Genomic DNA, 22,057 nt, shown 5'->3' with positions numbered 1-22,057 from the left:
ATGAAACTTGGTGTGTTTTAAAACAAAGTCGTTTTATGACTCTAATGTAAAACCTGCCAAGTTTCAAAACTACTCTTTTAGGAGAAAACTATCGAATCCTTTATAAATCCCCCACCAACTGCGAGACAATCACGGCCTTCTCCGCGCCTTTGGCCTGCCATTCGTAGGCCAATAATAAGCCGTTGGCGGTGGGTAATAGTACTGGATACGCTGCATTTTCATGGTCGGCGGTGAGGAAAGAGGTGGTCTCTTTGCCGTTTTTGTCAATGATTTTCAGCGCAATTTTGGTAAAAAATTCACCGTCTTTCTCCACTGATTCGTCCCAAACCACGGCTACATTACCGTTGAAGTTGGCGATTTGAGGGTGCTTGGCGCGTACCGTTAAGTTAGCGGAAATTAGTTTTTCTTCGCCCAATTTTACGATTCTGATACCTGCTTCGTGGTTTTCAGATTTTCCGCTGAACCATGTTACAAAGAAATCATTTCCTGATTGCGTCATGCTTGGACCAGTATGTGGGCAGGCGTTGATTTTCCAGCGGTCTTTGTACACCAATTTAGGGGCGGTAAATGTCTTGCCACCGTCGGTCGAAACGGAGTGGCTCATGTCGCGGGTGCCGTCGACGAGCAGGTCGCGGTAGGTGAGGTGAATGTTTTTATTGGCGTCAACAAACAATGCCGTACGGCAGCATTGGCAGGCGTTGGAGTCCACCACGATTTCTTCCGAAAAGCCACCATTGGGTAATGTTTGCGTAAATTTCACACTGCGGCCTTCGTACTTGCCCATTTTTTCATCCAGCCATACAAGGCCCAGTTCACCGTTGGGTAAACGAACTATGTCGCTGAAGGAGTGGCCTTTGCCTGGCGTGGTATCTTTGTGAATGGCTTTCGGGGCCGACCAAGTTTTGCCGTCGTTGGTCGATACAACGTACATCAAATCTGCGGCGCGCGGGGCTTCTTTGGTTGGCTTTTTGATTTCAAAAGTTGCCCAAATGCTGCCGTCGGCTTTGAAGGCCATGCGCGGCATTCCTTCGGCGTGTACGGTTAATTCCGTTGGGGCATTAATTTTGATTTTCTTGCCAAATGTTTGCCCACCGTTTTCGGAAATAGCGAAGTAGAAATGAGCTTTGTCGCCGTCTTTTTCCACCCAGCTTAGTACGGGATTGCCACGGTGGTCGGTGGTGAAACGAGGCGTAGCGCCCGTGAATTTTTCGTTGGAAAGGGGCGTTGTTTTGCTTGATTCTTTAGGCCAAAAAGCGGATAAGCTAATAAAGGCGACTGCTGCGATGAAAATGGTTTTCATTTTTTTGTGGTTAAGAATGAATGATATGCGGAGAACGGAACACGGAGGTCTGATTAGTACTCCGTTCTTCTTTTTCCATTACTCCGTGTTCCGCTTGCGTTTATTTCCCCTTAAAATTATACTGCATCCCTACCGTAAACGTGCGCGGTGCGGCGGGCGTAAACGTGGTGCGGTCGGTGGCGGCGTTGCCGCGCGTGGCGTTGGTGGCATACAGCGCGTCGGTCAGGTTCATGACATTGGTAAAGATTTCAATGCCTTTCCACTGATACCCGGCGCGGAAGTTGACCAAGTCATAGCCGTTGTACACTACCGTATTGATTTGATTCTGATACCATTTGCTTACGTGTTGCCATTCTACCGAGGTGCGGAAATTTTTGAACCATTTGGGATAATAACTCACTTCGCCGTTCCATACCCAACGTGGTGCGGAAGGCATGTCCTTGCCGTTGACGTCTTTGAGCGCGTCGGAAGCGCGTTGGCTGAGGATAAATTCTACAAAACGGTGAATGGAATGGGTGCCGCCAAAACGAACAAATACTTCTTTGGAGGGCTTGTAAGTGATGCCAAATTCTAGTCCTTTGTGCAGGGTTTTTCCTGCGGCTTGGTAGTCAGTGGAGTTGTCTGGCTGGCGGATGTTGAGCAGTTCGTTGGTGCCGTTCATTTGGTAGTAAGTGGCATCAAGGTAGATTTTGTTTTTTAGCAACGACATCCAACCACCGATTTCTGCATTGGTAAAGGTAGCGGGGATGAGGTTGTAATAAAACAAATCGCCGTTGTCGGCTGGGGTAGGGCGTTTTCTAAAAATCGCCGTCAAGCCCGAGGGAGCAAAGCCTTTGGAATAATTGGCATAGATACCTTTTCCACGGCCTAAATCGTAGGTTACTCCCAATTTGGGCGTTGTTTGGCTGTATGATTTAGCACCGCCGATGGCCTGACCCGTGGTTTTGTCAACGTCGAGATTGTTGACAAAGTTGAAGGACATATTGTCGTAGCGCAGGCCTGCCGAAAGGCGCAATTTGGGCAAAGGCTCAAAATCATACTGCGCATAAAAAGCGGTATTATGAATGTCGGCGCTGTAGTTAGCGATTTGAATATCAGGTCGTTCTTTAAAAATAGTGTATTTCTCTACTGATTTTTTGTCGGCTCGAAGCTGCGCCGCCAAATCTACCTGATACGACCAATATTCATTGGGCGAAAAGTCAACGGTAGTTCCCGCAGTCAGTTTGGAATTTAAAAACGTGAAGCGCTGGGTGTGTTGGGCAATGAACCCTAAACTCTGGAAGTCACTTGAATTGATTTCACCCCGGGCCATGGTTGCGCCTGATGTCCACCGAATTCCGTAGGAGGGATTTTGACCGTGTTTGTTGTCCCGCGCAAAAACCGTTACGAACGACTGTGAGCCGTTGTTCCACTCTTTTTCAAACGTCAAACGTGAACGCAGCGAGTAGGATTTACGGTAGGTAAAATCGGTCGTGCTGATGTACTGACGATTATAAAACGCGACGCTATCGACGCTGCCGCTGGTTTGGGAATCATACTTGGCGTACGAAAGGGTATAAATCAGGCGCGCTTTTGGGGTAAAATGATACTCCAACCGCGCATATTGAGCGTTTTTGGTATAATCAGAGCGGGTCATCCAAGCGTCTTTTTGTTCGGCTACCAAACCGCCAATGTAGAGGCCAAATTTGCCGAAGGTAGCACCAGCGCCATATTGCACACGACGGTAGCCCCATTGGTCGGCTTGGAGGCCAATCCGGGCGGTGGGTACGGCGGTGGGGCGTTGTGAGATAAAATTGATGGCACCGCCCACGGCTTCTGGGCCATAAACCGACGAAACGGGACCTTTTACGACCTCAATCGAGCTGACGGTAAATTGGTTCATTTCCAACAGAGAGTTGTGGTTGAACACACCCATGGGCCGAATCGGTACGCCGTCTTCCAAATACAGATAGTAGGCGTTGGTGGTCATCGGTTGGCGGATGGCCATCGAGTGCTGTTCGTTGTTGAGGTTGACCATCATCACGCCGGGCGTTTTGTTGATGACCTCATAGATAGAACTTGCCTTTGCCTCATCAATCATTTTTGGCGTCAGTTTTGAGATGGCAATGGGGGTTTCGGTACGTAATGCGGCCTCGCGGTTGCCCGTCACGACGATTGTCTGGAGGTTTTCTACCGAGGGTTCGAGCGATACCGTCAGCAGATTGTTGTCCGAAATTTCAACTTCTTGACTTGCGTAACCAATGGTTGAAATGCTGATTTTTGCGCCTGTTGCCACATTTGAAAGGACAAAAAGACCATTGTTATCAGTAATCGTTCCAGTGTTATTTTTGAGGATTTGAACCGTAGCACCCACCACGGGTTCTTTGGTGACGGCGTCAAAAATTTTGCCTTTGACGGCCTGTTGTGCTGCCGCTTGGTGGACAACTGCTCCCAACAGAAGCAGCAGAAATAGAGGTATATTTTTCATTGTTGTTTCAAAAAATTTTGTGTGTCTTCGATGCTTTTGAGCATATCATCGCTTACTTGTTCAATCTTGATTTTTTCCTGCGTGAGGGCCTGAATCGCTTGGGAGGGAGGCAGTTTTTTGAGCGAATCGCCCTGGTAGTGGTGCATCCAATCCATCATGGAGCGGTCGGCTTCTTGGAGCTGCGACGCAAGAAACCGAGATTGCTCCAACGCCTGTTGCAGCGTAGCATCATTGGGCTTGATTTTGAGCAAGCTGTCGGTCTGTGAGATGTGCTTTCGGAGGGTGTTTTCCAGTGCCACCAACTCGCCCATTTTGGGCATGACGGCATCATGGATCATCATCACCTCCTTCTCAAGGGTATTGATTTGGACTTGCTCCCCGTTTTGACAGGCGGCCAGCCACAACACCCCACTGAATAGTAATGGGTTGATTTTCATTAGATTATAATTGCCTAGTTGTAAAAAAGCGTTACGATTCCTTCGCGGTAGATGGGAATGGCTTTTTTGTACAAAAAAATTAGGCAATCGGAGGCATGATGGGCTTGGATAAAAAGCCTTTTTGTACCGAAGAAGATAACAAGGGGAAATATTCGAAGTCGAGGTACGAAACAGGGGCTAATGCAAAGTCGAGGGTGGTTTCTTCAAATACTTCCTGAATGACTTTTTTGGCGGTATCGCTTTGTTTTTGGGCTTCATTGCGGGCTTGTTCTTCGGCTACTTTGTGGAGTTGTTTGGCCAAATAGCATTTGCCGTCGCAATGTAACTGAGGGGTAAAACGGTTTTCGCAAAGATGTTGAATGATGTATTCTTTGCGCAATTCAAAGTCCAGATACACAAACGGCACCACCAGTATTTTGAAACTGATTAGCAGCAGCAAAAAAAGGGATATGTACCGTTTGTGGTTCATGGATAGGTTTTTCAACCCTGCAAAGTTAAACGATTCTTGGCAGTGCCGATGATTAAAATTGATTTTATCGCCTTTTATTACCGAAAAAGCAGCATCTTAAAATCCGTGAGGGCATTGACTGAGTGCTCGACGTGGGCTTTGAAAGACATGCCGTCGCCGGGAGAAAGGAAAAAAGCTTCTCCTGCCAAGTTGAAGTTGGCGTTTCCCTCCAAAACGTACAAAAAAGCATCCGTCGGCGAAACGTGGGTGTTGAGCCGCTCGCCTTGTTGAATACTGATAAATACGGTTTTAAAGTGCTCATTTGAGTCGATTTTCTTGGTTTTGATGCCATCAAAAGGCAGTAAATCAGGGATGTTTGAGGTTTTCATATTTGTCTGATTAGTTGGGGACAATGACACCATCGATGATGTGTACAAACCCGTTGGAGGCTCGCACTGAGCCAATTACTTTGGCCTCGCCGATGTAAAGCACATCCCCTTTTTTGTGAAAAGTAACGTTGGTACCGTCTACCATGCCCATGCTTTGGCCATCCTGAAAAAAGTCGGCATCCAGTGCCGAGGTCATCACGTGGTGCTCTAAGATAGCTTTCAGTTTGTCTTTGTTTTCGGGTTTTAGTAGGTCGTCTACCGTGCCAGCGGGTAGTTTCCCAAAGGCGGCATTGGTAGGGGCAAACACCGTAAAAGGCCCCGCGTTGGAGAGGGCATCCACCAAATCGGCGGCTTGTACGGCTTTGACAAGCGTGGTATGGTCGGGTGAGCCAACGGCTACCTTTACGACATCTTTTTGTGATTCATTGTCTTCCACGGCCGATTGACCGCTAACGGCGGTAGTTTCAGTGGCGGTGGCTTGAGTACCAGATTGTTCGGCGGAAGATTGACAAGCCGCTAATGCCACGATAAACCCGAAGGCGATAAGGTTAGATTTCATTTTTGTGTTCGTTTTGGTTAAAAATTGGGAAATTGTGTACACGGGTTTAGGCGTATGTTTTGTTTTGCAAACGAGCCATTTTGAAAATATTCAGATACTCCATGTTTTCGCTACAAATCCTTTTTGTTGAAAATGCGGGCAGCCAAAGCGACGGGCCAAACCACCCAAACCATCAGCACCGACAGCGCGATGATGAGCCCGTAATTGGTGCTAAAAAAATCCTGAAAAACGGCTCCCGTAAAGCCCATTAGGGCCGAAATATCCATTTTCATCAAGACCATGATGCGCGCCAAGTCGGTAGGATTGAGGGCGGTCAAGAAAAGCATGACTTTTTCAAGCGGATAATCGCTGAACGAAAACAGGATGCCCAGCACTAACCCGTCGTACACCAAGGCAAAGTAAAACCAGATGACCAAGGCCAAGCCCATTCCTTTGGCTTTGTCGCGGGTGATGACGGCGGCCAAAAAAGCCAACGATACAAACGACAGGGTTAAAAGTAAGCCGCTTATAATCAAGACAATGCCGCGTTCGGTTCCTTCAAAAAGCATTGTCGGAATACCAACACCTACCAAAAAAGCCAAACTCAACGAGGCCGCGACCCCGATGTATTCGCTCAAAAAAATGCTTTTTCGGCTCAACGGTTGCGCTGAGAGTAGTTCGATAAATTCGTAGGAGTTGTAAAAATGAATGGTCGAAAAAATAATGCTGACCAGCGGCACCACCATCAAAATGATGTTGAGCAAGCTCAAAAGCCCTTTGTTGGGGTCGGGGTCGAAACCGAAAAAACTGAAACTTACGGCCGCCAGCAACAAGGTATAGCCCATGACAAACCGATTGCGGACGATGTCGTATAGAACGTATTTGGTAACTTTGTTCATGACAATGATTGGTTAGTGATTTTTTTAGAATCTGCGGTCCGTTTGGGTAAAACCTTGGTTTTATTGGTTACGATGAGAAGGGCAATCGTGACCAAATAGCCCAAAAATGCCACTCCGTTGATTAACCCGCCCCACTGACGCAGGGAAAGGTTTTGCGATAAATCGCCGATGACCCGCAGCACAATACTCGCCTGTAACAGCCCCACCCAAACGTAAAGCACTGAATGATAGGGCTTGACGTTTAGCCCCAATAAACTTGGAAAAATAATGGGCGCATGGGCCATGATCATGGTCATGACAAACCCAACAAAGAAGGCGTGCAGCACGGCGTCGTACAACCACGGCGAGCGGCTGCTGAGGGAAGCAATGAGGCCCGTAAACAAAAGCCAACTGTAGCCCGAAAGTAGCGTAATGCCCAGAAAGCGATAGCTGCCCGTTTTGGTCAGATTATGGCGTGCAATGTCGTTACGAATCAACCATTGGCCAATGCCTACCATGCTAAGGCTGAGCACGATGCCGTATCCAGTATGAAACAGCAACAAGCTGATAACAAAGAGGCAGAGCCAGCCAAATAGCTCCCAACGGTCGTTTTTTTTGACGGGCAGAAATCGCGTTAGATTAAGCCGCTCTCCAACAATCGTGAAGACAAAAAAGGCCATCCAACCCGCAAATGCCATGGCGTAAGAATTGGACAATGCCAGCGCCAAGTGGCCTAATGCCTGAAATATGGCCCCTATCAGTAGAAGAATATCGCCCGTAAAACGGTATTTTTGGTAGTTATAAATCGAGACCCAAAGGTAACCAATACTGCCCGCCGCCAAGGCAAAATAGCCAGCTTGGGCGGAGAGGTGTAGAAGCAACGGCAGGCTGCTCGCAAATACCAAAGGAACAAGCCAAGCCCATTTGTTTTTGAGTACGGCTACGCGTTCTACGGCAATCAGTGTACCCAAAAAACTCCCCACCATCAGTGCGCCGTGCAGCGCAGTAGCCTGCTCAATCAGGATGGGAAAATCCCAGCCCAATCGTAACCAACCCGCATAGACGCCCACGAGCATGGAGACCAGCGCCAAAGGAAGGATGAAGTAGATAGGATTGATTTTCATTGGTTTATATTTTTATTGTTTCCGACAACTTTGATGATGTTGCCGTTTTTGACATGATTTGTGCAATAGCACGCCCCAGTTTTTGTTCGCCAGTTTCGAGTTTAAGGTCATCTACTGAGCTGTAAAATTGTACACTGCCGTCTTGCAAATACAACACATCGGTGGCAAGTTCGTCTAAGTCCGACATGACGTGTGAGGTAATCAGAATCAGTTTGCCATTGTCGTGTTCACGCTGGATTTTTTCTTTCAACAACTCGCTCGAAAGTGGGTCTAGACCAGCGGTGGGTTCGTCCAAAATTAGGATAGGTGGATTGAACAAAAAGGCCAACGCGGCACTGACTTTTTGCTTGGTTCCGCCCGATAAAGTGCCCAGTGGTTTTTCAAACATATCGCGCAAATGAAAAGCCACTACCAAGTCTTCGTCCAATGATTTGGGGGCGTTTTCTTTTCGTAAATCCGTCATCATGTCAAACAATTGCTTGATTTTCAGATGGGTGGGATAACGACCTATTTGGGGCATGTACCCGATTTGGGCGCGGTAATCGTGACGATTGGCGATAGACCGACCCTCCACGTATATTGTGCCGCTGTCGGGGACCACCATCCCGAGCAACGTTTTGATAAAAGTTGTTTTTCCCGAGCCGTTGGGGCCAATCACCGCCACCACCCGCCCTTGGGGAAGACTTACGCTGACATTGCGCAATACTTGCAGCTTGCCAAACGATTTGTTTATGTTTTCAGCGCGAATCATGGGAGGTAATGCTTGAGGTATGTTTTTAAAATAGTGCATGTCAAGTGTTTATGTAACAAATCCGTTCTCCGACCTTCCGTTCTACCTGTTCCGATTGATAATCGGTTTCATCATGGGTGATTCATCTTTCATGCCTTCGGGTGTGATGCTCGGGATGATTTTTTCGATGCGGTCCAACAGCGTCACGGTAAAACTCCGGAGCAGCATCATGGCCTGTGGTATGCGCTCAACCACGCTTGCGTAGAGGCTCACGGGGCGGAAGGGCACATCGCCAATGCCGTCGCGGTTGAGGTCGTAGCCTTCGTATTTGTCCCAATAGTTATGGGCTACTTTGGTTAAAACCACATTGCCGTTGGTGGCTACATCGAAGGTGTTTCCTTTGAAGTTGTTGTAAACCAGCGTATTGTCGTCGCAATTGGCCTGAACCCGAATGGCGTAGCCGTTCTTGATGAATTGATTATGGGAAAACACCGAGCGACTACATCCTTCCATGTATACGCCGATGGTGTTGATGTTGAATGTATTTTGTTCAATGTGGCTGTCGGAGATGTCTTTCAGCAATAGCCCGTAGGCTGCGCCTCCCCAATTTTGTTCAAAAATGTTGTGCTTCATGGTCACAAACTTTGTGTACATGACGGCCACCCCTGCGCCGTTTTGGCGAAAGGTATTGTAGAAATAGCCGTTTTTATGTGAAAACATAAAGTGCAGGCCGTATCGAATGTTTTGATAGCTAAAATTGCGTTGGATGCTTGAATTGGTCACAAACTCAAAATAGATTCCGTCGCGGTGGCCCGCTACTCGGTTGTTTTCAACCCGAATGCTGTCGCATTTCCAAGCGTGGATGCCGTTTCCCGTATTTTGCTCTTCTTTGGGATTGCCGCGCACGTCGTTTTCTTGCACCAAACAATGGTCAGAGGCCGAAAGATAAATGCCAAAATAACTGTTTCTGACGCGGTTGCCGATGATGCGTACATGGCTGGATTCCAGTACTTTAATGGCCGCCCAGTCAATCATGCTCGTCATGCCTACGTTTTCAAAATGCAGGCCTTGGATGGTAACGTCATTGGCGGTAATGGTAAAAATTTCATTCTTAAACTGCCCGTCGAGTACGGGAAAGTTTTGACCGATGATGGTCAGAGGTTTGTCAATGATGATGTTATTGATGCGGTATAAACCTTTATGAATCAGAAGTGTATCGTAGGGATGGGCTTGTGCAATGGCACGTTTAAAATTTTGAGTAGCACTGATTTTCCAAGTACGGGCTTGCGCAGAAAAACTCGTTAGGAAGACCGTGACGTTTAAACAAATAGAGAGAAACCGCCAAAAAGCAGGAGCGTATCTGTTTTCTGACACAGCGTTGCGCGGAGTTTGAAAATCACCGAGTTGCACAGAGAAATGTTGAGGATACATCGTGTGATTCTGGGATTCACTCCGTGAAACTCTGTGACCTAAGAGAAGAGAATGAAACAGTACGCTCATGGTTGAAATCGTTTGGAGTACCTTATTTTGAGGCTTAAAAAATGGCAACTACTTCTTTCCACGTCAGCATTTTGGCTTGGGCAAACTCGGCCTTGTTGGCAGTAGCGAAGGATTTGGGGCTGAATGCCGCCACATCGCCGCGCATCGGGCTGCGAAAATCTTTGCTGCTTAGAAAAACCGCCGTTTTTACGTCAATCAATTCGCCAGGATTACTGTAATCATTGACCACCAAAAATGCGAGCGTTGATTCGTCCAATTTGTTGACTTTTAGGTATTTTACCATGCAGCTCAGGTCGTCAAATTTAAAGGCTTTGCCCTTGTCGGTGACGATTTCGGCGGCGTATCGCTTGTCTACGATGGTCATTTTGCAAAATTCGCAGGCATCTTTTCCGTAGCGAATCGGCTCGGTTGTTTGGGTGCAACTTTGTGAAATTGTTCCCAAACTGATGATTGCCCAAAGCACTGCGGGCTTGATAGAGGATTTTTGAAAAGGCTTTTTAAGTTTTTCTGAAAAATAGAATTCGTAGATAAGGGCCATAACGACTACTACACCCAGAACCACAAACACCCATCCGCCCACGTCGGGCATCGAATACGCCCCAAAATTGAGTAATTCTTTGTAGCCGATGAGCGGTGGCTGATACGCCATGCCGGGTACTTTGATGGGTGCGTCGTCGCTGAGGTTGTGGCCGTATTCGTAGCCCCATTTCCAGAAATCATACAGCGCCACCACGCCCGCCAGCACGATTAACACGAAGTAACTGACCAGCATTTTTCGGTTTTTTAGCAAAGCCGTGAGCAGCCCGAATACGATGTAAAAGCCTACGGCATAAGGCAATATCTTAAATTCAGGAAACATTTCTTCCTTGATGTGGGCCATACCGATGTAGTGGTTCAGCCCGTTGATGATTTCTACATCACCCGATAATTTGGAAAGCCAAATTTTCATAACTAAGCCTTCGGGATATTGCGGTGCCCATAAATCAATGCGCCAAAGCGGCACGAAATAGGTCGCAATCAATGCCAACGAAGCTACCGCTATGCCGGCCCTTGAGATGTTGTGGATTGGTTTCATCGAAGTGTGTTTTAATTGCGTCAGGGAAGCATTTTCAACCCTGACGCAATCATTTTTAGCGTTTTGCTACTTTCTGTTCTGCTTCAGCCGTTGGGTTTTTGCCCGTTCCCCACGAAAGGGGGATTTTGCTGCCAGCGGGTGATACGCGCACGTATCCCTGCATTTCTTGGTGGAGTGCCGAGCAGAAGTCTGTGCAGTAGATTGGCGTAACACCTACTCTGGACGGTTTCCATTTGAGGGTACAAGTTTCGCCAGGCATGATGAGAATTTCGGCGTTGTTGGCCCCGCGTACCGCAAATCCGTGGGGTACGTCCCAGTCCTGCTCTAAGTTGGTGACGTGAAAATAAACGTCGTCGCCCATTTTTACGCCTTCGATATTATCAGGTGTAAAGTGCGACCGAATGGAGGTCATGTACACGTGTACTTCGTTGCCTTTACGTACTACTTTGGCTTCTTTTTCTCCTTTGGCTACGTAAGGGTGGTTATTTTCTTCCAATTTGAAAATCTTTCGTGAGTTCTTTTCGACCAAAGAGGCGGGGATAGCTTCGGCGTAGTGCGGCTCTCCAATGGTGGGGAAGTCAAGCAATAGCTTCATTTTTTCACCCGAAATATCGTACAACTGCGCCGATTGAGTCAATTCAGGGCCCGTAGGCAAGTAGCGGTCTTTGGTGATTTTGTTGTACGCAATCACGTATTTTCCGTGTGGTTTGGAGGTGGGTCCGCCAGGAATCGACAAGTGACCTACCGAATAGTACGTGGGTACGCGGTCAAGTACTTCCAGAGATTGAAGGTTCCATTTTACCAATTCCGAAGAAACAAAGAAGGAGGTAATGGCATTTCCTTGTCCGTCAAACTCGGTATGCAGTGGCCCTAGGCCTGGTTTTTTCACTTCTCCGTGCAACACAGCTTCGTATTTCAGCACGGGAATCCCGTCAAAACTACCGTCAAATGTTTTTGCGGCAATCGCTTGTTGGATTTTATCAAACGAAAATACGGGGATGACAGCGGCCAATTTGCCCGAGCCTACAATGTAGCTACCCGTTGGGTCAACGTCGCAGCCGTGCGGAGACTTAGGACAAGGCATAAAGTACAGCATGTCTGGGCACTCTTTGGGGTCAAGTGTCATTACCTCATTGATGATGGTCGAGGTAGCGGAGTGCGTTTTTTCGTCGTAAACGTTGTGCGCAAACTTCGCCGCTTCTTTCTTGCCTTTGCCTTGGGCTAAATACTGCTCGGCTTTTTTCCAGTTTACGGCCAAAATAAAGTCTTTGTCTTTTTGCGAAGCATTTACTTCAAGCAAAGAATTGGCTTGCTCTGTGTTGTAGCACGAGAAGAAAAACCAACCGTCGGATTTGCCTTTTCCAGCGCGGGCCAAGTCAAAACTTACGCCCGGGGTTTTCAACTGGAACTTAATGCCCATACGCCCCGTGGTTTTGTCGATGCTGATAAAGCTGATGTAGCCTTTGAAGTTTTGCTTAAAACTATTGATGGATACGTCGGCGTTGGCATCGGGGGGCACCGAAAAGCGCGTTCCAGCCACGGCGTATTCGGAGTTGGCGGTGATAAACGGCGAGGAGTGATTGCCGCCCGAGTTGGGAATTTCGATGATTTCGTCGGTACGAAAAGTAGAAAGGCTGACGCGGGCAATGCGCGGCGTATTGTTGCCATTGATAAATGCCCACTTGCCGTCGTGCTCTCCGTTGGTGGTTGAAAGAGCCACGTGGTGAGAGTCATCCCAAGGTACAAATCCATGCGAGGTATTGAGCATGGGTTTGGTTTCCTCGCTGTATCCCCAGCCATTTTCGGCAAATTGGGAGAAAACAGGGATAATGCGCAATACCCGGCCCGAAGGTAAACCTACGACCGATAGTTGTCCGTTGAATCCGCCCGAGACGATATTGTAGAATTCATCGTGCTTGCCGGGGGCCACGTATACTTTTTGGGCGGCGTCACCTGCGAGCTCGGAGCCGCCAGATTTGCCAGCATTGTCGGGTTTGCAGGCAAAAAAGCCCCCTGCCAGCACCGCCAAAGCGATACTGCTGATATTAATGATTTTCATTGAGTTATTTGTTTTTTGATGTTTATACTTTCGGTCTGGGCGACCCCGTCTGGGCGACCCCGTCTGACCTTATCCTGAACTACTGCAAACAGCAAACTGCTTACTGCAAACAGCCCCCTCACTTTTCCCCATCGTTTTTGCGCATAAATTCAATGATGCTGCGGGCTTCTTCGGGGGTAATGTTTTGGTTGGGCATCCGCACGAGGCATTGCTCAAGGAGTTTTTGGGCTTCGGCGTCTTCGGCGAGCATCATGTCTACGTTGGTAATCATGTTGATAATCCACTCGGGTTTACGTCTTTTGGTAACTCCCGCCCAACCTGGACCTACAATGCGGTCTTCGGTGAGTTTGTGGCACGACGAGCATTTTAAGTCGTAGATGTCACTGCCTGTTTTGACCATTATTGGGTCGAGTGGATTGGTGAGCTTTACCTCTTTGACTTCGGAGCCGTGGGTTTCGGGCTGGTCCAGAATGGCCGTTGAGTCAACTTCGGGGGCTTCTGCGCGTTGTTCGGCTCCCTTGCCCGAGCATCCATACCAGATCAGGGTGGTCAGGAGCAGCAGGAACTGAATGGTTGTACGTTTCATCTTTATAGTTGATTTTAGATTTGAAAACAATGGCTTTGCAGCCTTTTGGTTTTGCAAACCTACGACCCGACCTACCCCCATTCTTATGGTTTCGGTCATAAAGAATAGAAGACTTTGAGCAGTAAAAATTAGTTATAAATACTAAGTAATTTTACTTAATACTCATAAAAAAAGCCCCAATTGGGGCTTTAAAAGTGATGAATATCGTTTTTTTAATGGCGTACTATCTTATGGTCTAGAAGCTCTAGTTCACCTAGTTCGGCTAGGCGTAATACTTTTTTAATGACAGTCTCTACTCTCAAACCTGTCATATCAGCAATGGCCTGCCGGGTAAAAGGTACTTCATAGCATGGGCTTGGATGCGGGACCTTATTTTTGAAATAATCGATGATGGTCAAAATCCTTTTTTCGGGATTTTGGGTATTCATGGCGTTGAGCAGCTTGGTCTTATGGCAAAGCCTGATAGCTAGCATTTTAGTGAATTCAAAATGAACACCAGGGTTGTCGCGTAATAGCCTTAGATAATCAACCTTTTTTAGTACCCAAATCTTACAATTTGTGACGGCTTTTGCATCGGCAGGGTAGCTAAAGTCCGCTATTAGGGGAGGTTCGCCAAAACTTTCGCCGTGTGAAAATAGCCCTTGGATATAGTCGTTATTTTCACCTGAATTAAACATTTTAATGCTTCCTTCTTCTAACTGAAAATAGAAATGAGCGGGCCAGCTTTCGTGAAAGATGTATTCACCCTTTGCGAAGCGGTTAAGTGAAGCACCATATTGCTGAAGTAGAGAAGATGGAATCACTGTCATAACTGTATTGAGTAGTATATTTTACGAAAAATGAGTATATATACTAAGTACCGCTATGACGAGCATCATGAATGGCTGAAAAAACAGGTTATAAAGGACAAAAAACAATCATTGACTGTGGAAATAGTCACCAAAATGATGGAACCAAAAAGTTTATGAAGGTAGAAAATTAGTTTTTCTGCAAACTTCGGGCTTTTCTGAGCAGGGCGGCTTTTTGTAAGGCTTCTTCTTTTTCGGTCACCAACGACCAACCGAGTTTGAAAGCAATACAAATAAATACACCTAACATAATGAACAGAAAGAATGGGGCTTTTATATTTGACTGATAGTAAGGCGATTGAAGAACTTGTGAGATGTAAAAAAGTAAATATAGCTGGGTTAAAAACATTGCGGCTATCATGCTTATTACAGAAGTTGGCAACTCTTTCAGGATGGCATTGGCTGTTTTAACAACATGCTTCAGAGGAGGTTCGACCAAAACCAGCTTGCCATTGGCATTAACATAAGATTTTGAAAGTTCAGAAGCCGCGTTTGATGGTTTCATAGGTAAGGTAATAGAATAAGCGGGAAATAAAGTGAGTGGGTTTTCCATTCCTCTATTTGTGCTAAAATTAGAGAATAGACAGCCGAAACCTCTCCAAAAACAACTTGACCACGTGCAATAACTGAACGACAGACTATTACATTTTACAAATGTAACGATATGGTATATTCAAAAGAATGATTTAAATCATTTTTTAATGTACAAACATCTACTTAGGTAAACGTATTTTCGTTGCTTATCAGCATTCTGAAGGAAAATACTTTACAAAAAACTCCAAAGATTATTTTATACTGAAAATGTTTTCATCATATTAAAATAGAAAACATTTTAAAGTGGATTTAATCCCTGAATGAGAAAAACAAAACAATAGACGGATTTAAAATCAACGGGCTGCTGCTTAGAAGACATTCGAGGTTATTGTGGGTAAAAGATATAACCATCGAAAAATTGAAAAGAATAAGTTTCAGGGCGAGCCCAAAAACTTATTCTATAGGGTTGTGTGTATTTGAAGCACTGAAGTCATGCTTCAATAATATTGGAGAACTAGGTGCTCAGAATTTTTACCATTCGAAGCATATCTTCGTTAATGGGTTTGGGCAATCGAATCGTATCCCTGAAAGGCGTGTAAACGATTTCGTTATGGATTATTCCGACCATCACATTTTTGTGATCGTTCATGAGGCCTTCCACGGCTCCCAACCCTAGACGACTCGCCAAAATCCGGTCATAAGCCGTTGGAATACCGCCCCGTTGGATGTGCCCGAGGGTAGTTACGCGAATGTCTATGTCGATTTCAACCCTTGATTTTATTTTTTCGGCTACTTCGGCGGCGTTGCCTTCTTCATCTCCTTCGGCGACTACGATGATAGACGAAGATTTTGAACGGTTCCAGCCTTGCTTGAGGGTTTCGACGACTTCCGAGATTGGCGTCAGTACTTCGGGGACCATTACGATTTCGGCGCCGCCCGCAATTCCTGACTGAATGGCAATGTAGCCAGAGTCACGGCCCATTACTTCAATAAAGAATACGCGGTCGTGTGAGTCGGCAGTATCTCTAATCTTATCAATGGCTTCTAGCGCTGTATTTACGGCGGTATCGTAGCCAATGGTGTAGTCGGTGCCGTAGAGGTCATTGTCGATGGTTCCTGGCGCGCCTACGGTAGGAATGCCGTATTCGTCGTAAAAAATGGTGGCACCCGTAAACGTTCCGTTTCCACCGATGGCAACGAGTCCTTCAATTCCGAATTTCTGTAGTTGTTCAAACGCTTTTTGACGACCTTCTTTGGTCATAAACTCTTTGCTGCGGGCCGATTTAAGAATGGTTCCGCCACGCTGTATAATATTACTAACAGAATGAGAAGTCATCTGATAAATATCGCCGGCAATCATCCCATTGTAACCGCGACGGATACCGTAAACTTCTATTCCGTAGTACATAGCAGTACGGACCACAGCGCGGATACAGGCGTTCATACCGGGGGCGTCACCGCCGGAGGTAAAAACCGCAATTTTTTTAATCATAAGTTAGGCATTAAGGTGGTTGCTTATTTTGGTAGGGCGCAGTATATACCAAACTGCATTCTACTAAAAACACACAAATTTATTTTCTATTTCGATGAAAAACCGAATATTTTGAAATTTTCTTGAAAATTTAACTTGCATTCCTTTGGATAGAACCTCTGCACAGTGCTGTGGAGCAGGATTTTATCGACTTGTTTTGCTCCTTTTTGGGTGTTGTATCTTCGTCAAATTCAACGAAAACTTTTTGAGTATTAAACAAACCCAATTCGTAAAATTACTACTTTTGCCTGAATGCTATAAACTTTAAATTATGTTCAGAAACCTTGCTAAACTACCTCTGATTGGGCGATTATTGTTGATTTTGTACCGTATTAGGGTCGGACTGAGTTTTGTATTAGGGGTAGTTGGTAGGTATGTTAAGTGGCTTTTCGTCTCAAAAGAAACAACCAATCTTACGTACCATCTTAGAGACGACAACTTGATTTATTTGGGACATTTTATTGCTGCTGTTACGGGTAAAACATACCAAGAGATTACATTATACTTCAACGAAATTTTAGAAGATAAAGCTTTCTATACGCACGTCGAAGAGTTATATCGCCATGGTGCTGATGCCTTTAAGTCAGATAAAGAAGTGCGTTTGGCCCGGCGGATTGGGTGGTATGCCATCATTCGGGTGGCCAAACCCAAAGTAGTGATTGAAACTGGCGTTGACAAAGGACTCGGCAGTTGCGTTATTGGGGCAGCTTTGTTACGTAACAAAGAAGAGGGTTTTGAAGGAACCTACTACGGAACGGACATCAATCCCAGTGCTGGCTTTTTGTTTAAACCTCCCTATTCTCAAATGGGTAAAATCTTATACGGAGATTCTATCAAATCCTTGAAAGAAATAAAAGCACCAATTGACGTGTTTATCAACGACAGCGACCATTCAGAAAACTACGAGGCCGAAGAGTACGAAACCATCAAAAATCAATTAAGTGCTTCTTCTTATATCATTGCCGACAATGCTCACTGCAATACCAAACTTCACGAATTTGCGTTAAAAACAAACCGTAAGTTTTTGTATTTTCAGGAAGTACCCAAAAACCATTGGTACCTGGGTGCAAGTATTGCCGTCGCTTTTGAGCAGACCAAACCACTTATTAAACCTCTTTAACTAAGAACTATTTTCGCCCTTCAAATTGATTAAGGAATCATAAACACATGAAAAAAGGAATAAATTTTAAATCATTAGTGCCGCACCTGTTGGTTATTTTAGGCTTTGCCATTTTGTCATGGGGATACATGAGCCCCGTTTTTAAAGGAAAGGTACTGATCCAAAACGACCCAGTACAAGCCGCCGCTACGTCGCATGAAGTAGCGGATTACTTCAAAAAAACGGGCGAATGGTCGGGTTGGACCAACAGTACCTTTGGTGGAATGCCGACGTATTTTATTTGGGGGCGACTTTCAAAGGGCGCAGTGGCGCCCATCGGGATGTTTACCAGTCAATTCGGACAAGGTAGTTATATTTTCTTTTATCTATTGGGGGCGTATTTGCTGCTTATTGCCCTCGAATGCGGTCTGTGGGCGAGTATTTTGGGGGCGATTGCTTTCGCATTTTTTTCGTATAACATTCAAATCATTGAAGCAGGGCATATTTCTAAAGTCAACGCACTCTCTTTTGCACCCATCATGATTGCGGGGATGGTGTGGGCCTACCGGGGCCGAAGTTGGCTGGGAGCTTCGGTATTCAGTTTTGGATTGGGGTTGGATTTATGGGCAAACCACGCGCAAATCACTTTCTATTCGGGGCTTTTAATGATCATTTTAGGGCTCTTTGAATTGGTAAGGGCTTTCCGCAAAAATTACATCGGTAAGTTTATCCTCGCTACTGTTTTTATCGCGGTATTCGGACTCGTCATTGTGGCAAACAACACGTCTACGTTATGGACTACCTTGGAATATACCAAAGAAACCATCCGTGGCAAATCGGAATTAAGCCCTAAACCGGGCCAAAAAAGCACCAGTGGCGGCCTTGATCGTGACTATGCCTTCAACTGGAGTTATGGCAAATTGGAATCGCTGACTTTGCTCATTCCGAATTTTTCGGGGGGGGCGTCGGGGGGCGAACTGGACGAGAAATCGGAAGTGTATAAAACCCTTGGTAGGTACAATATCCCTCCTGAAACCGCTTCTCAATTTGTGCGTCAAATCTCCACGTACTGGGGCGACCAGACGTTTGTTGGAGGAGGCATTTACGCGGGAGCCATCATTTGCTTTTTGTTTGTACTGGGCCTTTTCATTGCCGACAATCGCTATAAATACCCTTTTGCGGTTGCTTTTGTGTTCTTCCTTTTTATTTCTTGGGGAAAAAACCTTGCCATTGTCAATTATACCCTGTTTGATTACTTCCCGATGTTTAACAAGTTTCGGGCGGTGAGCATGGCCATGTCGTTGGTGCAGTTGTGCGTGGTGGTTATTGCGGCCTTGGGTGTAAAAAGCTTGTTGGCTAATAAGCCCAACTGGTCGGAGCTGAAGCGCCCTTTTTATATTAGTTTAGGATTGACGGGAGGTGTGGCGCTCCTTTTTGCGCTGGTACCTGGCCTGTTTGATTTCAGAAGCGAAAACGACCCTCGTTTTGTAGAAAACCTTACGCAGCAGTTTGGTAATAATCGGGCCGCAGCCAATGAAATCTACACGGCACTATTGTCCGACCGTAGTGATATGCTGAGAGCAGATGCCTTCCGGAGCCTCATTTTTATTCTCCTCGGTGCGGGGTTAGTTTGGGCCTATGCCAACCAAATGCTCAAAAATGTGACTGCCGTGGCGGCGCTATTGGCAGGCTTAGTTTTGATAGATATGTGGGCCGTTGACCGTCGTTATTTGAATAACGATAGCTTCCAACAAAAATATTATTCATACGACGACCTGTTTCAGCCTAGCCCTGCCAACCTTCAAATCATGCAGGATACGGACCCGAACTACCGTGTCATTGACTTGACAACGAGCCCATTTCAGGATGCAAAACCCTCGTATTTTCATAAATCATTGGGTGGTTATCACGGTGCTACACTGCGCCGGTATCGTGAGGTGGTAGATGCTCAGATGTCTAAGAACAACATGGCCGTGTACAATATGCTTAATACCCGCTATTTTATTGTGCCAGCCCAGGATGGACAACCTACCGTACAGCGTAATCCCGAAGCCTTAGGGAATGCGTGGTTTGTGAAAGAAGTGAAACAAGTAAACAATGCCGATGAAGAATTGAAGGCACTGGATGCCTTTAATCCTCGTCAAACGGCATTTGTCGATAAACGTTTTTCTGAGCAATTAAAAACCGTAAATCCGCAGACCGATACCTCGGCTACCATTCGATTGACGGATTATAAGCCCAATCATTTGACCTATGAGTCAGAATCTAAAGTGGCGCAGGTGGCGGTTTTTTCCGAAATTTATTACCGGGGAGGAATTGATTGGAAGGCATACGTAGATGGGCAAGAAACCCCGCATTTTAGGGCCAATTATATCCTGAGAGCCATGACCGTGCCCGCAGGTAAGCACAAGATTGAGTTTAAATTTGATCCGCCTGCGGTCAAAACTGGGCAGCAGATTGACCGTTTTGCGGCGGCAGCTTGGCTATTGTTGCTAGTAGGGGCTGTTTTTATGGAATATCGCCGTAAACCTACTGACGACCTGTAGGAAGTAGATAATGTTTAATTTGAAGGGAGTCTGGTTATTGGGCCAGATTCCCTTTTTTGTTTCGGACATAGATGCGCACGTCTTCCAATTCTTCTTTGAGTGTGTAGTTTTCGGCAATGTACTTCGCCAATGTCGAAAAACACTCGTGACCGTATTTTGAGCGGTCATTGATCCAAATGGCTTTTTCGCCTACTGCATCCACAAATATTGGCGGCTTGGTTCGCTTCAAATCCTTTAGGTAGCGCTCAAGATAAATAGGTTGCAAGGGTTGCTTCATGGCACTTCGGGTGGTATGGTTCTCGTTGACTCCCTGCGGCATTTTGGCTTCTACAAAGTAGTTACACGACCAGCCCCATACAGCCAGATAATCATCTTCTTTTCCGTACTTCCGAATGGAGGAGACTATTTTAGCATCACTTATATCTTGATTTCGACCATAAAAAGGATATTCGTTGGTCGGTCGGTCGTAAACTATGTTTTGTAGTAAAAGATACAAAAAACCTAATTGGGCGGAGAGAATGAGCCAACGGCTCCGAGTAGGTATATGTTTTAGGGACCAACTTATTAATAACAAAAAGGGGAGAAATAAAAAATGATAATAATGCGCATAAAAACTCCCAGTACGCGTAACGGCTATATCGGTCATAATCAGATATGCAATCAGCATGATCCAGAAATAGGAGTCCATTTTGAAGAAATGGCTGATTTTTTTTGTAAGAAAACATATATACGCAAAATTTAAAAAGAGCAGACACAAGGGTAAAAGGACCCATTCAAAGTTGCTGTTTCCCCGGGCAATGACGTACGGGAGCCGAAAAAAATTGACCAAATGACTGCGACGGGTGGCCGAAGCTAAATTGTCTTTGTATTGAAAATTAGCTTTGATATAAAAAGTGATAAAGTCATCAAATACGTCATTTGCCCAAAGAAAAATACTCCATACTGCCCACACCACCAAAATGCTACCAATTATAAGTGAGCTATAACCGACAAACTTTGACTTCTGAAACAGGAAGATTTGAATACAAGCAAATACCCCTACCACAAAAGCCATTGGAACAGCTTGGATTTTACAAAGAGGTAAGAGTCCCATTAATAGACCAAAAGTGATAAGTTCAACGATTGTAAAGTTTTTGTAATAGGTCCAACGGGCTAAAAACCAAACACTTATACTAAGAACTGAAATTGAAAGTGCTTCGCTATAAAAGTGAACAAAATCGCTTGTTTGGCTGAAACTTATTAAAGCAATGAAGGGGAGCATCGCCAACTGTACCGTAGAACCTAGTTGTAGGTATTGGACGGCTTTGTACACCATAAGCAAAGCCGTTAGGGTAAAGACCCAACTCAAAATATGGGCAAACTGGAAATTAAGGGGAAATAAATGCGAACAAGCCGCCAAAAAATAACTTGTAAGTGGTCCCCCCGTCGTGGGGTCGACTGATTGATAAATGACGGGGTCAACGGCGAGGGTGATGCCCTGTGCCAGCGCTTGCGCTTCGTCGACATCAATTTGGTAATTGAACAAAAAGACGGGCAGGCGCATGGTGCCCGTAATGACGAAAATGAGGGTAAAAAAAAGCCAATCGGCGAGGGGTTTTTGACGAAGGATAAGCCAAATACTAAAAGTCCCTAAAAGTACATGGCCAAGAATCCAAAAATAATGAGGGCATTCGTCAAATTGGAGCCGCGAAAAAAACATAATTCGTAAATATTTATTGAGTTATAGGGTTGAGTAATTATTGGGTACTGGTTTGGTTAGGTGGCTACAGCTTGGCGTCATCCGCGTGAATGTATCAAGTTTGGCTTTCATCCTCAGGGTTTTAAAATGATTCGTTCAACAAAAATAGCCAGTTGTGGGCGTATCATATCGCGAATATAGTAGTCAAAGTATATTTTTTGCAGCGAATCTTCGCTTGCGCTCTTTAGGCGGTGATTTTTGTTGACCTTTGGTGGCATCTGTTACAGGTT

19 protein-coding genes are annotated in these 22,057 nt (G+C 45.7%); 2 read left to right on the top strand and 17 right to left on the bottom strand.

What is annotated here, in order from left to right:
- Window positions 1-100: 100 nt before the first annotated feature.
- From DVG78_RS16425 to pfkA, 16 genes are all read right to left on the bottom strand, one after another.
- Window positions 101-1,300 carry an exo-alpha-sialidase gene (locus DVG78_RS16425; protein WP_114462144.1) on the bottom strand — a complete coding sequence of 400 codons (1,200 nt, stop codon included), beginning with the start codon at window positions 1,298-1,300 and terminating at the stop codon, window positions 101-103.
- 100 nt (window positions 1,301-1,400) lie between these two features.
- Window positions 1,401-3,767, bottom strand: coding sequence for a TonB-dependent receptor (locus DVG78_RS16420; RefSeq protein ID WP_114462143.1), 2,367 nt, complete (start codon window positions 3,765-3,767; stop codon window positions 1,401-1,403).
- Window positions 3,764-4,204 carry a viral A-type inclusion protein gene (locus DVG78_RS16415; RefSeq protein ID WP_114462142.1) on the bottom strand — a complete coding sequence of 147 codons (441 nt, stop codon included), beginning with the start codon at window positions 4,202-4,204 and terminating at the stop codon, window positions 3,764-3,766. The genes DVG78_RS16420 and DVG78_RS16415 overlap by 4 nt, the downstream gene beginning before the upstream one ends.
- Window positions 4,205-4,283: 79 nt before the next feature.
- On the bottom strand, window positions 4,284-4,673 hold the full coding sequence (locus DVG78_RS16410; RefSeq protein WP_114462141.1) for a hypothetical protein: 390 nt from the start codon (window positions 4,671-4,673) through the stop codon (window positions 4,284-4,286).
- A 77-nt stretch (window positions 4,674-4,750) separates the two neighbouring features.
- The gene (locus tag DVG78_RS16405) at window positions 4,751-5,041 is read right to left on the bottom strand and encodes a cupin domain-containing protein (RefSeq protein ID WP_158550041.1); all 291 of its coding nucleotides are present in this window, start codon (window positions 5,039-5,041) and stop codon (window positions 4,751-4,753) included.
- 10 nt (window positions 5,042-5,051) lie between these two features.
- Window positions 5,052-5,600 (bottom strand): fasciclin domain-containing protein, encoded by a 549-nt coding sequence (locus tag DVG78_RS16400; RefSeq protein ID WP_114462139.1) that lies wholly within the window; start codon window positions 5,598-5,600, stop codon window positions 5,052-5,054.
- 110 nt (window positions 5,601-5,710) lie between these two features.
- Window positions 5,711-6,478, bottom strand: coding sequence for an ABC transporter permease subunit (locus DVG78_RS16395; protein ID WP_114462138.1), 768 nt, complete (start codon window positions 6,476-6,478; stop codon window positions 5,711-5,713).
- Window positions 6,475-7,581 (bottom strand): DUF8744 domain-containing protein, encoded by a 1,107-nt coding sequence (locus tag DVG78_RS16390; protein ID WP_114462137.1) that lies wholly within the window; start codon window positions 7,579-7,581, stop codon window positions 6,475-6,477. Before DVG78_RS16390 ends, DVG78_RS16395 begins: the two co-directional genes overlap by 4 nt.
- 4 nt (window positions 7,582-7,585) lie before the next feature.
- Window positions 7,586-8,332 (bottom strand): ABC transporter ATP-binding protein, encoded by a 747-nt coding sequence (locus DVG78_RS16385; protein ID WP_114462232.1) that lies wholly within the window; start codon window positions 8,330-8,332, stop codon window positions 7,586-7,588.
- An 81-nt stretch (window positions 8,333-8,413) separates the two neighbouring features.
- Complete coding sequence (locus DVG78_RS16380) at window positions 8,414-9,685, bottom strand: nitrous oxide reductase family maturation protein NosD (protein ID WP_229598246.1); 1,272 nt, start codon at window positions 9,683-9,685, stop codon at window positions 8,414-8,416.
- Window positions 9,686-9,845: 160 nt separating this feature from the next.
- Window positions 9,846-10,886 carry a nitrous oxide reductase accessory protein NosL gene (locus DVG78_RS16375; RefSeq protein WP_114462136.1) on the bottom strand — a complete coding sequence of 347 codons (1,041 nt, stop codon included), beginning with the start codon at window positions 10,884-10,886 and terminating at the stop codon, window positions 9,846-9,848.
- A gap of 55 nt (window positions 10,887-10,941) precedes the next feature.
- On the bottom strand, window positions 10,942-12,945 hold the full coding sequence (gene nosZ / locus DVG78_RS16370) for a Sec-dependent nitrous-oxide reductase (RefSeq protein WP_114462135.1): 2,004 nt from the start codon (window positions 12,943-12,945) through the stop codon (window positions 10,942-10,944).
- A gap of 118 nt (window positions 12,946-13,063) precedes the next feature.
- Entirely contained in the window at window positions 13,064-13,531 is a 468-nt protein-coding gene (locus DVG78_RS16365; protein WP_114462230.1) for a c-type cytochrome, read from the bottom strand.
- 212 nt (window positions 13,532-13,743) lie between these two features.
- The gene (locus DVG78_RS16360) at window positions 13,744-14,340 is read right to left on the bottom strand and encodes a Crp/Fnr family transcriptional regulator (RefSeq protein ID WP_114462134.1); all 597 of its coding nucleotides are present in this window, start codon (window positions 14,338-14,340) and stop codon (window positions 13,744-13,746) included.
- 169 nt (window positions 14,341-14,509) lie between these two features.
- The gene (locus DVG78_RS16355) at window positions 14,510-14,884 is read right to left on the bottom strand and encodes a hypothetical protein (RefSeq protein WP_147277099.1); all 375 of its coding nucleotides are present in this window, start codon (window positions 14,882-14,884) and stop codon (window positions 14,510-14,512) included.
- 543 nt (window positions 14,885-15,427) lie between these two features.
- Window positions 15,428-16,402, bottom strand: coding sequence for a 6-phosphofructokinase (pfkA, locus tag DVG78_RS16350; protein ID WP_114070472.1), 975 nt, complete (start codon window positions 16,400-16,402; stop codon window positions 15,428-15,430).
- 313 nt (window positions 16,403-16,715) lie between these two features.
- Between pfkA and DVG78_RS16345 the strand changes: the two genes are divergently transcribed.
- Together DVG78_RS16345 and DVG78_RS16340 are read left to right on the top strand one after the other, a co-directional pair.
- Window positions 16,716-17,564 (top strand): class I SAM-dependent methyltransferase, encoded by an 849-nt coding sequence (locus tag DVG78_RS16345; RefSeq protein WP_114462132.1) that lies wholly within the window; start codon window positions 16,716-16,718, stop codon window positions 17,562-17,564.
- Between the two features lie 47 nt (window positions 17,565-17,611).
- On the top strand, window positions 17,612-20,089 hold the full coding sequence (locus tag DVG78_RS16340; RefSeq protein WP_114462131.1) for a YfhO family protein: 2,478 nt from the start codon (window positions 17,612-17,614) through the stop codon (window positions 20,087-20,089).
- Between the two features lie 34 nt (window positions 20,090-20,123).
- Here the strand turns inward: DVG78_RS16340 and DVG78_RS16335 are convergent, their stop codons facing one another.
- A complete protein-coding gene (locus DVG78_RS16335) occupies window positions 20,124-21,788 on the bottom strand; it encodes a glycosyltransferase family protein (RefSeq protein WP_114462130.1) in 1,665 nt (554 codons plus the stop codon).
- Window positions 21,789-22,057: the final 269 nt, after the last annotated feature.

It is taken from the genome of Runella aurantiaca, from assembly GCF_003339505.1.
Taxonomy (GTDB): Bacteria; Bacteroidota; Bacteroidia; order Cytophagales; family Spirosomataceae; genus Runella; species Runella aurantiaca.
The sequence above is the reverse complement of the archived record's forward strand: the minus strand, read 5'-3'. Positions and strand labels throughout refer to the sequence as shown.